The organism is Streptomyces asiaticus (assembly GCF_018138715.1).
Taxonomy (GTDB): Bacteria; Actinomycetota; Actinomycetes; order Streptomycetales; family Streptomycetaceae; genus Streptomyces; species Streptomyces asiaticus.
The window spans coordinates 9,493,849-9,506,845 of sequence record NZ_JAGSHX010000006.1; the positions used below are offsets into that span (position 1 = coordinate 9,493,849).

Annotated in this window: 10 protein-coding genes; 5 read left to right on the forward strand and 5 right to left on the reverse strand. The window is 72.0% G+C overall.

Annotation, left to right across the window (positions count from 1 at the left end; genetic code table 11):
- Nucleotides 1-95: 95 nt before the first annotated feature.
- Nucleotides 96-902 carry an SDR family oxidoreductase gene (locus KHP12_RS47560; protein WP_211834670.1) on the forward strand — a complete coding sequence of 269 codons (807 nt, stop codon included), beginning with the start codon at nucleotides 96-98 and terminating at the stop codon, nucleotides 900-902.
- A gap of 265 nt (nucleotides 903-1,167) precedes the next feature.
- Nucleotides 1,168-2,340 carry a sialidase family protein gene (locus KHP12_RS47565; RefSeq protein WP_211834671.1) on the forward strand — a complete coding sequence of 391 codons (1,173 nt, stop codon included), beginning with the start codon at nucleotides 1,168-1,170 and terminating at the stop codon, nucleotides 2,338-2,340.
- 31 nt (nucleotides 2,341-2,371) lie between these two features.
- Here KHP12_RS47565 and KHP12_RS47570 read toward each other — a convergent pair whose 3' ends face one another.
- Nucleotides 2,372-2,989: a TetR/AcrR family transcriptional regulator gene (locus KHP12_RS47570; protein ID WP_211834672.1), complete on the reverse strand. Its 618-nt coding sequence runs from the start codon at nucleotides 2,987-2,989 to the stop codon at nucleotides 2,372-2,374.
- Nucleotides 2,990-3,068: 79 nt separating this feature from the next.
- Between KHP12_RS47570 and KHP12_RS47575 the strand changes: the two genes are divergently transcribed.
- A complete protein-coding gene (locus tag KHP12_RS47575) occupies nucleotides 3,069-4,619 on the forward strand; it encodes a nitrilase-related carbon-nitrogen hydrolase (protein ID WP_086885574.1) in 1,551 nt (516 codons plus the stop codon).
- Nucleotides 4,620-4,941: 322 nt separating this feature from the next.
- Nucleotides 4,942-6,960: a spermine/spermidine synthase domain-containing protein gene (locus tag KHP12_RS47580; protein ID WP_308036211.1), complete on the forward strand. Its 2,019-nt coding sequence runs from the start codon at nucleotides 4,942-4,944 to the stop codon at nucleotides 6,958-6,960.
- A 94-nt stretch (nucleotides 6,961-7,054) separates the two neighbouring features.
- Here KHP12_RS47580 and KHP12_RS47585 read toward each other — a convergent pair whose 3' ends face one another.
- Together KHP12_RS47585 and KHP12_RS47590 are read right to left on the reverse strand one after the other, a co-directional pair.
- Nucleotides 7,055-8,125: a hypothetical protein gene (locus tag KHP12_RS47585; RefSeq protein WP_210608914.1), complete on the reverse strand. Its 1,071-nt coding sequence runs from the start codon at nucleotides 8,123-8,125 to the stop codon at nucleotides 7,055-7,057.
- Between the two features lie 259 nt (nucleotides 8,126-8,384).
- Nucleotides 8,385-9,362 carry a D-2-hydroxyacid dehydrogenase family protein gene (locus tag KHP12_RS47590; RefSeq protein WP_211834674.1) on the reverse strand — a complete coding sequence of 326 codons (978 nt, stop codon included), beginning with the start codon at nucleotides 9,360-9,362 and terminating at the stop codon, nucleotides 8,385-8,387.
- Nucleotides 9,363-9,669: 307 nt separating this feature from the next.
- Between KHP12_RS47590 and KHP12_RS47595 the strand changes: the two genes are divergently transcribed.
- Nucleotides 9,670-10,449, forward strand: coding sequence for a prephenate dehydrogenase (locus tag KHP12_RS47595; RefSeq protein ID WP_211834675.1), 780 nt, complete (start codon nucleotides 9,670-9,672; stop codon nucleotides 10,447-10,449).
- A gap of 9 nt (nucleotides 10,450-10,458) precedes the next feature.
- On the opposite strand, the gene KHP12_RS47600 is transcribed toward KHP12_RS47595, so the two are convergent.
- The gene (locus tag KHP12_RS47600) at nucleotides 10,459-11,151 is read right to left on the reverse strand and encodes a response regulator (protein WP_210608913.1); all 693 of its coding nucleotides are present in this window, start codon (nucleotides 11,149-11,151) and stop codon (nucleotides 10,459-10,461) included.
- Nucleotides 11,148-12,833, reverse strand: coding sequence for a sensor histidine kinase (locus KHP12_RS47605; protein ID WP_210608912.1), 1,686 nt, complete (start codon nucleotides 12,831-12,833; stop codon nucleotides 11,148-11,150). Before KHP12_RS47605 ends, KHP12_RS47600 begins: the two co-directional genes overlap by 4 nt.
- Nucleotides 12,834-12,997 lie beyond the last annotated feature (164 nt).

Below are 12,997 nucleotides of genomic sequence, written 5' to 3' on the forward strand. Positions count from 1 at the left end.
GGGGGCGATGGGCGGCCTCCGCCGGGGTACCCGGTCCACACCCCGGGCCACGCGACCCCGTGGCCTCCCCACCCCCGTAAGACCAGGGAGCCAGGGTGACGGATACGAACACCGGGAACGACCGGCCCGCCGGAGAGGCCGCACCCTCCTACGGCCCGCTGTCGGGCTGCGTGGCGCTGGTGACCGGCGCGTCCAGCGGCATCGGAGCGGCCACCGCCGTGGCGCTGGCCCGGCAGGGCGCCGATCTCGCGGTGGTGGCCCGCCGTACCGAACGGCTGGAGGACCTGGCCGCCACGGTGCGCAAGGAGGGCCGCTCCTGCGCCGTCCTCACCGCCGATCTGCGGGACACCGCGCAGGCCCGCCAGTGTGTCGAGGACGCCGTCGAGCGGTGCGGACGGCTCGATGTGCTGGTGAACAACGCCGGCTCCGTGGTGCCCGGCAAGGTCGAGGAGAGCGACCCCGAGGGCTGGGAGCGGATGCTCGACCTCAACGTCAGGACCGTGCTGCACACCTCCCAGCAGGCGCTGCCCCATCTGCTGCGGACGGCGTCCGACGACCCGCGCGGGGTGGCGGACCTGGTGAACGTCAGCTCGGTGGCCGGCCGGCTGGCACGCCCCGGCAACGGCGTCTACTCGGCCACCAAACACGCGGTGGGCGCCTTGAGCGAGGCCATGCGCCAGGAGGTGACGGCCCGCGGTGTCCGGGTGGGGCTGGTCGAGCCGGGCATGGTCGCCACGGAGCTGACGGCCGACAGCGCGGTCGCCACCGTTGGACGCGGCGTGCCGCGCGAGTCCTGGCTGCACCCCGAGGACATCGCCCGCGCGATCGCCTTCATGGTCACCCAGCCCTCGCACGCCGCCATCAATGAGATCATGGTGCGCCCCACCGCCCAGGAGTACTGACCGCACCACCCCCACCACCCCGTAACGCCATGGCGTAACGGGGCTTCAGGCGCATGCCGCCCTCGGCCCGGTGTCCCGGCCGAGGGCGGTACCGTTCCCGGTCCCGAGCACTTCGCGAAAGCGCGGCCCCCGCCCTCTTGGCCCTGCCCCGGCCCTCGCGGAAGCCTGCACGAGGGATTTACAACGTTGGAAATCCTCTCTAGCGTTGCGCCACGCAGGGCCCGGGCCCCTCTCCCCCTTCACCACTCCTCCCGAGGGAGCGTGCATGACCACGCCGTACCGAAGACACCTCCTGCCCACCCTGCTGACCCTCCTGGCCGTCCTGGGCTCGCTCCTGGCGGCCCAGGCACCCCCGGCCGCGGCCGCCTCCGGGACCCTGCTGCGCGACGGCACCGGCCTCTACCCCCGCGCCCTGCGCCTCCAGCACAACGGCGCCGCCAACGGCCGCGTCCTCGCCTCGGTGGTCACCTTCCGCGGCTCGGACGGGCTCGGTGCCATCTACGAGAGCACCGACGACGGCGCCACCTTCCGGCAGGTGGGCGAGGTGGCCGACCCCGAGGCGTCCGGCGGACAGGGCGAATGCTGCGCCACCCTGTACGAACTGCCGCGGGCCGTCGGCGCCATGCCCGCCGGGACCCTGCTGTGGGCGGCCTCCATCGGCCAGGACGAACCGGACCGCCGGATGGCCATCCGGGTCTTCCGCAGCAACAATCAGGGCCGCACCTGGTCCTATCTGTCCACCGTGGCCACCGCCCCCAACACCAAGGGGCTGTGGGAGCCGGAGTTCTCCATCGACTCCAGCGGACGGCTGGTGGCCCACTACTCGGACGAGACCGACCCCGCGCACAGCCAGAAGCTGGTCGCCGCCCGCAGCGCGGACGGGATCACCTGGACGGGCCACCATGCCACCATCGCCAGCAAACTCGCCTCCGACCGGCCCGGTATGCCCATCGTGCGCAAGCTGCCCGACGGCCAGTACTTCATGGTGTACGAGATCTGCGCCGCCCAGGGGCAGTACTCATGCGTGGTCCACTACCGGACCTCGTGGGACGGCTGGAACTGGGGCGACCCCGCTCACCTCGGCTACCGTCCCGAGACCGCCGACGGGAAGTACTTCACCCATACGCCGAACCTCGCCTGGGCCCCTGAGCCCGGAAATCCCCGGGGCAAGCTGTTCCTCGTCGGCCAGGTCCTGAACAACGCCGACGGCACCACCGCCACCGGCAGCGGTGCCACCGTCTGGACCAACAGCAACGGCGGCACCGGAGCCTGGCGTTCGATCTCCGCACCCGTGCGGGTGGATTCCAAGGTGGTCGACTGGTGCCCCAACTACAGCTCGGCGCTGCTGCCCTCGGCGGACGGCAGCCGAGTGCTGGAGATCGCCACGGACTACGTGGGCACCGTGTGCAAACCGTTCTACGCCACCGGGGGGAGCTGACCCGGTGAACACCCGCTGACCGGCGTGGTGTTCACCCGGCGGCGGATTTCCCGTCCGGCCGTTCGGGGCCGGCGCCCAGCATGGTGCGTACGACCGTCTCCACCAGGGCGCCGGCCTCGGCGCGCGTCGGTGTGCCGAGCCGTTCGTCCAGCAGCAGAGTGCTCAGCCCGTGGACGAGGGCCCAGATCCCGATCCGCAGCGGCTCGCGCCGCTCCGGTTCCGCGATGGCCGCGATGCGCTCCGCCACGACGGCGATCGTGGCGTCGGAGGCGGCGATGGTGTCGGGGTGGCTGCTGCACGCCTGCCCGAACATCAGGCGGTACACCCCGGGGTGGTCCAGCGCGTAGTCGACCGCCGCGCACGCCATGGCGATGACCTCCGCGTCGGGCGCCTCCCCGGGGGCGACCGCCGCGAGGTGTTCGCCCAGCTCCGTGAAGCCCCGGGTGGCGAGGGCGGCGAGCAGCGCCTCCTTGTCGCGGTAGTGGCGGTAGGGGGCGTTCGGGGAGACCCCGGCGTGCCGGGCGACCGCGCGCAGCGACAGCTCGCCCGGGCCCTCGGTGTCGAGGAGCTCCAGAGCGGAGTCCAGCAGGGCCGCTCGCAGATCCCCGTGGTGGTATCCCGAGCCAGTAGATGTTGACAGTGTCCACACCTCCATCCTTCAATGTGGACATCGTACACATCGATGCGGGCCGGTCCGTGGGGACGCGGCCCGCGCACAGGAGTGCCCGATGACCGAACGACTCGCCCCGCCCGCTCAACGCCCCTGGCTGTGCCTGTGGGGCGGCGCCGCGGCGTCCTTGCTGTCCGTCGGCGGCCGGTTCGACGTGCCCCTGGCCGCATGGGTGGCGCCGCTGCTCCTCCTCCGCTTCCTGCGCCACACCCGCCCGCTCGTGGCCCTGCCCGCGGTGTTCGCCGTGACGGTGGTGTCGGCCGCGGTGTGGATGGCCGAACTCGCCGTGCCCATCACCTGGCTCACCTTCCTGGGCGATGTGGCCTTCGGAGTGGCCTACGGTCTGCCGTATGCGGCCGACCGGCTGCTCGGCCCGCGCGCCGGGACTCTCGGCCGGGTGCTGCTGTTCCCCGCCGCGGCCATGTCCGTGGAGTTCCTCCTCGGCACCTACGGCCCGTTCGGCACCGCGTATGGCATGCGGGCCGCGTCCCAGCACGCGAACACCGCGCTGCTCCAGATCACCGCGCTGACCGGGCCCTACGTCATCGCCTTCGTCATCGGGGCGGGAGCGACCGTCGGCAACCTGGTCTGGGAGCGCGGGCCGCACCGGCCCGCGCCGCGCTGGGCCGCCGTCTACGCCACGGCCGTCGCCCTGATCGTCGCCGGCGGACAGCTCCGCACGATGTCCACGGACACGAGCGGCGACACCGTCAAAGTGGCCGGCGTCAATCCGAGCCAGGCGGCCATCGACGCCGAGACGGCGGTGCACGGCGCGTCCCGGCTCGCCGTCACCGATCCGCGCCGCGTCGACCGGGCCGATGTGCGCCGGGCCATGCGCCCGCTCCTGGACGACCTCTTCCGACAGACCGCACGGGCGGCCGCGGCCGGTGCGCGGATCGTCGTCTGGTCGGAGAACGCCGCGCGGGTGGCCGACGAGGACCACCGCGCGTACCTGCGGCAGGCGTCGGCGGCAGCCGACGCGCACAACGTCTATCTCCTGGTGGCCGACCTGACCTATCTGCCGGACGCGCCCCACGGCAGGGACGAGACCCATCTCTTCGGCCCCGACGGCGGGAAGCTGTGGGACTACGAGAAGGCCCGGCCCATCCCCGGGCTCGAGATCTACACACCCGGCGACGGCCGTGTGCCCGTCGTCGACACCCCCTACGGCCGGCTGGCGAACGTCATCTGCTACGACGCCGACTTCCCGGCGGGCAATCACATCGACGCCGACATCGTCCTCGTCCCCGGCGGCGACTGGCCCGAGATGGGGCGCACCCACACCGCCATGGCCGGGCTGCGCGCGATCGAGAACGGCTACGCGCTGGTCCGGCAGGACTTCAACGGCCAGTCCGGCGCCTACGACGCCACCGGACGGCTGTTGTCCACGCAGGACACCACCACCGACGCGGGCGTCTGGTACGCCGACGTTCCCATCCACGGCTCGCGCACCCCGTACTCCCGCACGGGCGACATCGTCTCCTGGGGCGTGCTCGCCGGCACCGTGGCCGCGGCGGTGGTTCTCGCCAGGCGCACCCGGCGCCATCCCGCTCCGCCATCCGGGTCCCCCTCCTCCGCGCGGGCGTCCGCCGTTGGCCCGGGCAGGTGACGGACACCGGCCGGGCCATGACCCGAACGCCGTACGGCGGTGGCCGGGGGAGTGGACTGAAGGACATGCGCCGCGACGTGACCACACCACCCCGCACGGCCGGTGCACCGCACCCCGGGCCGCGTCGCTGACCTGCGCCGACGGCCCCGGTGGTGGCGCGGTGGCGAACCATCGCGCGGACGGAAGGCGAGCGGTCGGAGCCACTTTCCGAGCCACCGGACGCCCGCCATCCGGCCGACGGCACGGGCCGTGTGGGTGCTCGACCTGCCCCGTCCCGGATGACAGCGTGGCCGGCATGGAGCACAGCCCAGGACCGCAAAACGTGCGCGCGAGGCTGCTGCTGGCCAGCGCCACCATGCTCTTCGTCGAGCTGGCGCTGATCCGGTGGACCGGCGCCAATATCGTCCATCTGAGCTATTTCTCGAACTTCATCCTCTTGGGCTCGTTCCTCGGGATCGGCCTGGGATTCCTGCTGCCCGCCGACCGTGGGCGGTGGCTGACCCGCTGGACGCCCGTCCCGCTCGCCGTTCTCGTGGTCCTGGTGCGCGAGTTCCCCGTGCAGGTGCGGCAGACCAGCGGCGAGGTCATCTACTTCACCGCCGTGAAGACCACCGGTCTGCCCCAGTGGGTGACCCTGCCGGTGCTCTTCGGGCTGACCGCGCTGATCATGATGGCCATCGGCAAGATGACGGCCGATCAGTTCCGTCGGCTGCCCTCGCTGGAGGCGTACCGCTTCGACCTCCTGGGCTCGCTCACCGGCTCGGTGTCGTTCGCGCTGCTGTCCTGGCTGCGCGCGCCGTCGGTGGTGTGGGGGGTGATCGCCGCGGCGGCGCTGCTGACCCTCGGCGGCCGCCGCAACACCATCAGATATTCGGTGCCGCTCGCGCTGATGGTGGCCCTCCTGGCGCTGGAGACGGCGGCCGGCGGTATCTCCTGGTCCCCGTACTACAAGATCGAGGTCACCAGGCCGACCTCGGGCAGCCGGGACTACAAGATCTCCGCCAATGGCGTACCGCACCAGTCCATCGCCCCGCTGAAGGTGCTCAGACGCCCCGACTCCCCGTACCAGCAGCCCTACCGCGAGACCCCGCGCAACTCCCACCGCCGGGTGCTCGTCATCGGGGCGGGCAACGGCAACGACGTGGCGATGGCGCTCGCCCACGGCGCCCGGCGGGTGGACGCGGTGGAGATCGACCCCCGGTTGCAGGAGATCGGCGCGTCACTCCACCCGGCCCGGCCCTACGAAAACCCCCGGGTACACGTGCACATCAACGACGGCCGGGCCTTCCTCGAGCGCACCAACACCCGCTACGACCTGGTCGTCCTCGCCCTGCCGGACTCCCTGACCCTGGTGTCGGGCGCGAGCAACCTGCGCCTGGAGAGCTATCTGTTCACCCGGCAGGCGTTCGAGGCGGCACACCGCCACCTCGCCCCCGGCGGCGCGTTCGCCATGTACAACTACTACCGGCAGAACTGGCTCATCGACCGGTTCGGCTCCACGCTCACCTCCGTCTTCGGACACGCCCCCTGCATCACCCACTACGGAGGCAAGAAGGCGGCCGTCCTGGTGGCCGGTGTGACCTCCAGCGACCAGACCTGCACCGCCTCCGCGTGGCGCCCCTCCGGCCCGGTGCCCCCGGCCGCCGGCGACGACCATCCCTTCCCGTATCTGCTGCACCGCACCATCCCCACCCTCTACATCGGGGTGCTGGGGGCGATCCTGCTGGTGACGCTGGTGTCGGTGCGGCTGACCGGGGTCCGGCTGAGGCGCACCGCCCGTTACGGGGACATGTTCCTGCTCGGCGCGGCGTTCATGCTGCTGGAGACCAAGAACGTGATCGGGTTCGCCCTCTACTTCGGCACCACCTGGCTGGTCAACGCGATGGTCTTCGCGGGGGTGCTGCTCGCCGTGCTGTGCGCGGTGGAGGTCAGGCGCAGGCTGCGCCAGGTCAATCAGCTGGTGCTGCAACTGATGCTGTTCGCCAGCCTCGCCATCGCCTGGCTGATCCCGTCCCATGTGGTGCTGGGGCTGCCCTTCGTCCCCCGGCTGGCCGCCGCGATCGCGCTGGCCTTCGCCCCCATCTTCTGCGCCAACCTCATCTTCTCCGACCGGCTGGCGGCGGCCGCCGACCCCACGTCGGCGTTCGGTGCCAATCTGCTGGGCTCCCTGTTCGGCGGCACCCTGGAGTATCTGGCCCTGCTCACGGGCTATCAGGCGCTGCTGCTGGTGGTGGCGGTGCTGTACGCGGGCGCCTGTGTGGCCATGCGCTTCACCCGCCGCGGCCCCGGCGACGTCGCCACCCAGGAACCCCTCACCGTGCAGACGGCGCCCCGCCCCTGAGCGTTCCTTCCCCAGCCGCCCCCGGCCGCCCTCCGGCCGGGGGCGGCCGCGTGCGTGACGCGGGCCGCCGAACGCCTGGCGCGGGCCGCCGCGGTCACTCGAACATGACGTAGTCCGGACGTGGCCGCAGGGCCAGCACCTCCTCCGGGGTCATCAGCCGGCTCCCCTCGGTGTCCTCCTCGTAGAAGAGCTTGAAGCCGGTGCGCACGCCCTCGGGCTGGTTCCTGACCAGCTGTCGCCAGGTGTCGCGCTTCATCCCCGGCGAACCTATGCCGTCCGCGCTCTTGATGAGGACCACACCGGGCTGCGGGCGCAAGGCGGACTGGTCGCTGACGACGGACACGGCCACCTGGTGGAAGACGAGCGGCTTCTGCGGCAGGTCGTGTTCGTCGACGATCCCGGAGAGATAGCGGGCCACATCGGTGAGCTCCTTGCCGCTGGTGTGGCCGTAGGTGTTCCCCGGCACCTCGCCGGGACCCATCTCCCACTCCGGGTCCAGGGCTATGCCGACATCGGGGTGGACCAGCCATTCGCGCAGCGCCTTGACCTCGCCGAGGACCGAGGCCCGGCCCGGCTGGATGTTCAGCAGCAGCAGGGCACGGTGGCGCTTGGCCGCGTCGTGGAAGCGGCGGATCGTGTCGGAGGAGGTGCGCGAGCGGTAGGCGCCGTCGGGGCCCGCGCTGCTGTTGGCGACGGTCGCGAGGAGTTCGAGCACCGGCTGCGGTTCACGGTCCGCGGCATAGGCGCGGGCGGTCTTCTCGATCTGGCGCACCTGGTCCTCGAGGTCCCCGACACCGAGCCGGCCGAGCGCCGCGGCCCCGGGCAGCCCGCAGTAGCCCACCAGCCGGTAGCGGGACAGCTCCCGGCCGCCCCTGGGCAGCTCGGGCCGCGGTTTCGGGGTCGGGGAGGGGGAGTGCTTGGACGGGGTGGCGGACGGCGAGCGCTCCGCCTTCGTGGACCCCTGCGGGCCCGCTCCGGAGGAGCCGGCCGACTCCTCGCCGCAGCCGGCGAGCAGGCCGAGCCCGGCCGCCGCGGCCACCGAGAGCATGCCGCGCCGGGTCGGTGGCGGGGTCCCCGAACCTCCGCCGCCGTCGCCCTGCCGTAGGGCGTCCTGCCCGGCCGATGCCCCGTCGGTCGTCGGCTTTCCCGATGTGCTGTGAGCCACGTTCCCTCCGTCCGCGGTGCCGGGTCGGTGGACCGGGCACCGGTCTGTTGTGCGGGCCGATGGGTTGTCCGTGCCAGGCAGCCTGTCCGGTATGACGAAGGCGAAACGGAATAGTGTCCACCGGGCGGAGGGCATGCGTCGCTTTCAGCCCGGGCAGACGCACAGTGGCTGGGTACGGGACGTTCGAACAAGGCCGGAGGCCGCCGACCGGCTCCAACGCGTGTTGGAACACGTCTCCTTGGCGCTCCTCGGGGCCGAGTCAGCCGACCGGTTTCGGCGGGCTCAGACGGCGGATCGGCGCGCCCTGAAGATAGGCGCTGATGTCCTCCACCACATCGCCGAAGAACCGCTCGTAGTTGCCCCGGGTGACATAGCCCAGATGCGGGGTGGCCAGCAGATTGGGCAGCGTACGGAACGGATCGCCCGGCGGCAGCGGCTCCCGTTCGAACACATCGACCCCCGCGCCCGCGATCCAGCCGTCCCGCAGCGCCTGCGCGAGCGCCGCCTGGTCCACGATCGCGGCGCGGGAGGTGTTCACCAGGAGCGCCGTGGGACGCATCCGCCTCAGCTCCGGCGCGCCCAGCAGCCCCCGGGTGCGGTCGCTGAGCACCAGATGCACCGAGACGATGTCGCTGCTCTCCAGCAGCTCCTCCTTCGAGTCCGCCGCCCGGACCCCCTCCGCCTCCGCGCGCTCGGCCGTCAGGTTCTCGCTCCAGGCGGCCACCTCCATGCCGAAGGCCCGGCCGACCCGCGCCACCTGGGCGCCGATCCTGCCGAGACCCAGCAACCCCAGACGGCGGCCGTGCAGATCGGTGCCGACGGTGCTCTGCCACGGTCCGCCGTCCCGCAGCGCCGTGCTCTCCGGCACCACATGGCGGGCGAGCCCCAGGATCAGCGCCCAGGTGAGCTCGGCGGGCGGTTGCGAGCTGCTGCCCGTGCCGCACACGGTGACGCCGTGGCGGGCGGCGGCCTCCAGATCCACCGACGCATTGCGCATCCCCGTGGTGACCAGCAGCTTCAGCCGTGGCAGCCGCGTGAACAGCGACGCGGGGAAGGGGGTGCGCTCCCGCATGATGACCACGATCTCGCAGTCCCCGATCGCCTCGGCCACCGCGTCCTCACCGCTGATGTGCTCATGGACCGGCACCACGTCCACCGCGTCGAGCACCCCCGACCAGTCGGCCGCCGACAGCGCCACGTCCTGATAGTCGTCGAGCACGGCGCAGCGCAACTTCATGGGACTACCTCGACTACGTCGGTTTCCTCGGACAGGTACGGTGTTTTCTACCACCCATGTGATGGCACCCCGGAAACGGGGGCCTGACACGTCGTCACCGCGTTTGCGGCGCCACCCTTCCGGATGACATCGGCCGTGCGGGCATGTTGTCACAGGCGTGTGTTTTCACCGAAAGTTGGCCTCTCATGGGGTGCTGAGACATGTGTGGTTGTTTTGCGTAGTGGCACACAGGGCACCGCACACCACTGACAGCAGGCATAATCGCTGCTGCGATGGGCGCAGACGCCCAGAAAGGGGACGAAGTGAAGTGAACGCGTTGAGCGCGGACAGCAGTGTCGGTTCCACCATCGAGGTGCTGGAGGCCGAACTCCCTCAGCTCCAGAAGCAACAGGAGGCACTCAAGGGTGATTTGGAGGCCGTCACCAAGCGGCTGGAGGCGGTCAGCACCGCCCTGAGCAGTCTTCAGTCCCTCTCCACCTCCGCGGTGCCCGAGCAGGGCGGCAACGGAGCCCCGGTGGCGGTGGCGGAGCCCGTGGCCCAGCCGGCCGCGGAACCGGCCACCGAGGCCACGGCCGAGGCCGCCGCGCCGGAGTCCGCCGAGGACACGGCCACCACCGGCCGTACCTCCACCGCCACCCGCAAGGCGGCCATCGGCCGTCAGCGCGGCGGCGGCAAGGCGGGCAAGGCGCCGGCCACCGGACGGGGCACCAAGGCGGCGGCCAAGAAGACCGCCGCCAAGAAGACCGCGGCGAAGGCCGCGGCCAAGGCTCCCAAGTCCGCCAAGGCCACGGTGAAGGCCACCAAGGCCACGTCCAAGACCGCCAAGGCCGCGGAGAAGCCGGCGGAGAAGGCCACCAAGGAGGCGGCCGCCACCTCCGAGCGCTCCACCGGGCTCGCCGACAGCGTGCTGAGCGCGCTGCGCAAGGCCGGCCGCCCCATGCGGGCCTCCGAGGTCAACGAGGCCCTGGGCCGCGACGAGTCCCGCACCAATGTGAACTCGGTGCGCAACACCCTCGAGCGGCTGCGCTCCTCGGACCGGGCCCAGCGCTCCGGCCGTGGCCTGTACGAGGCCACGGCCACCAGCTGAGGGGTGCCGTCAGTTCACCGCCACCCATGCGTAGCGGTGTTCGGGACGTCCGGTGTCCCCGTACTTGAGCGTGAGGCTGATACGGCCCGCATGCTCGAGGTACTTCAGATAGCGCTGGGCCGTGGAGCGGCTGATGCCGGTGCGCTCCGCCACCTCATGGGCGGAGAGCGGGTGGTCGGACTGGTCCAGGACCCGGCGTATGAGGTCGACGGTGGGCGCGGAGTGGCCCTTGGGGAGGGCGGGACCGGAGGTGTCGGCGGCCGCGAAGGCGCCGAAGATCCGGTCCACCCTCTCCTGGCCGGTCTCGCCGCGCCCGCCGACGCCCTCGAGGGTGCGGCGCAGTCCCGCGTAGCCGTCCAGCTTGGCCCGCAGCCCGGCGAAGCTGAACGGCTTGACCAGGTACTGGAGCGCGCCATGGCGCATGGCGGCCTGCACGGTGGCCACATCACACGCCGCCGTCACCATGATGACGTCGGCGTGGTGGCCGAGCTGGCGCATCCGGCGCACCAGCGTCAGCCCGGTCTCGTCCGGCAGGTAGTGGTCGAGCAGGACGAGGTCGACCGGGGTGCGTTCGAGGGTCGCGAGGGCCTGGGCGGCGGTATGGGCACGGGCGGTGACCCGGTAGCCGGGCACCTGGGCCACATACGCAGCGTTGATCTCGGCGACGTGGAAGTCGTCGTCCACGACAAGAACGTCGATCATCGTGACTCTCCTGCTGCGGTGAACTCATGAGTGGGTGTGTCGTCCCCGGTGAGGGCCTCGGGCAGGACGACGGTGAACACCGCCCCGCCACCGGCCCGGGCGGTGACCCGGGCCATGCCTCCGTATCGCTCGGCCAGCCGACGTACCAGGGCCAGTCCGATGCCCCGGCCGCGCGGCGACACCGCGGCGGGCCCCTCGTGGGCATCGGGGCCGTCCGGGGAACCGGGGTGGGCGGGCCGTTTGGTGGACCAGCCCTCGGTGAAGATCTGATCGCGCATCCCCGGCGGCACTCCGGGACCGGTGTCGCTCACCCGCAGCACCGCGGTGGTGCCCTCGGCCCTCAGCTCGACCTCGATGAACGGGGCGGGCGAGCGGTGTGCCGCCACCGCGTCCAGCGCGTTGTCGATGAGGTTGCCGAGCACGGTCACCAGATCGCGCGGATCGACCACCCGCCCCGGCAGCAGCGTGGCGGGGGAGATGCGCAGGGCGACCCCGCGCTCGGCCACGATGGCCGACTTGCCGACCAGCAGCGCCGACAGCATCGGATCGTGCACCCGTTCGGAGATCTGTTCGGCCGAGGCGCGCCGGGCGTTGGTCAGCTCGGCCACGAACTGCGCCGCCCGCTCGTGCAGTCCGAGCTCCAGCAGCCCCAGCAGGGTGTGCAGCCGGTTGGCGTGTTCGTGGTCCTGGGCGCGCAGCGCGTCCAGCAGCCCGCGAGTGCTGTCCAGCTCGCGGCCCAGCAACTCCAGCTCGGTGCGGTCCCGCAGCGTCGTCACCGCCCCGCCGTCCTTGGTGGGCATGCGGTTGGCCACCAGCACCCGGCCGCCGCTGACGGTCAGCAGATCCGCCCCGTCCACCCGGCCCGCCAGCACATCGGTGGTGCGGCCCGGGGGCAGTGACTCCTCCAGGGTGCGTCCGGTGGCGTCCGGGCGGATCCCCAGCAGCCGTCCGGCCTCGTCGTTGACCAGGCGGATCCGGCCCTGCCGGTCGAAGGCCACGACCCCTTCGCGGATGCCGTGCAGCATCGCCTCCCGCTCGTCGAGCAGCGCCGAGATGTCGGCGAACGCCACACCGTGGGTGCGGCGGCGCAGTCGGCGCGAGACGGCGATCGCCGCGAGGACGCCCACCGCGAGCGCCGCCCCCGCGTACAGCAGCAGCCGGGGCACCGCCGCCAGCAGCTGGTCGCGCACGCTGCCGTAGCCGATGCCCACCGACACCGCCCCGATGATCCGTCCGTCCCTGGCCCGCAGCGGCACCTTGGCGCGGGCCGAGCGGCCGAGCGTCCCCACGTCGATCTGGAGGACCTCCCGGCCGGAGAGCGCCTCGCGCGGATCGGTGGAGACGTGTTCGCCGATCCGGGCGGTGGTGGTGTGCGACCAGCGCACCCCACGGGAGTCCATCACCACGATGTACAGCGCCCCGGTGGACCGGCGGATCCGCTCCGCCGCCCGCTGCACCGGACCCGACGGGGTGGGCTTCGTGGCGGCGAGGTCCCGGGCGATGTCCGGATCGGCCGCGGTGGTCTGGGCGATGGCGAGCGCCTGGTGCATCGCCTGGTTGTCGATCTCGGAGCTGAGCGGGGCCAGGAACAGCGCGGTCGCCAGCACCATCACCCCGGCGGTGATGGACAGCTGCGCGGCGAGCACCTGACCGGAGACACGCCGGGGCCATCGGATACGCATGATGGGCCCCCTGTCTCCCGTCTCGAGGTCCCGTGTGGTCCCGTACGCGAGCGGTAGTACTTCGTCCGTTTATGGTGCTGTGAAGGCACCGTAAAGGCGCCCGGGGCGTATGCCCAGTCTCCGTAGCGTTTTCGTTGTGCGGGCGCGAGCAAAACGAGCAGAAC

Coding starts and splice junctions, on each gene's coding strand:
- KHP12_RS47605 (WP_210608912.1), bottom strand. CDS start 12,833: ATGCGTATCCGATGGCCCCGGCGTGTCTCCGGTCAGGTGCTCGCCGCG.
- KHP12_RS47575 (WP_086885574.1), top strand. CDS start 3,069: ATGACCGAACGACTCGCCCCGCCCGCTCAACGCCCCTGGCTGTGCCTG.
- KHP12_RS47600 (WP_210608913.1), bottom strand. CDS start 11,151: ATGATCGACGTTCTTGTCGTGGACGACGACTTCCACGTCGCCGAGATC.
- KHP12_RS47565 (WP_211834671.1), top strand. CDS start 1,168: ATGACCACGCCGTACCGAAGACACCTCCTGCCCACCCTGCTGACCCTC.
- KHP12_RS47590 (WP_211834674.1), bottom strand. CDS start 9,362: ATGAAGTTGCGCTGCGCCGTGCTCGACGACTATCAGGACGTGGCGCTG.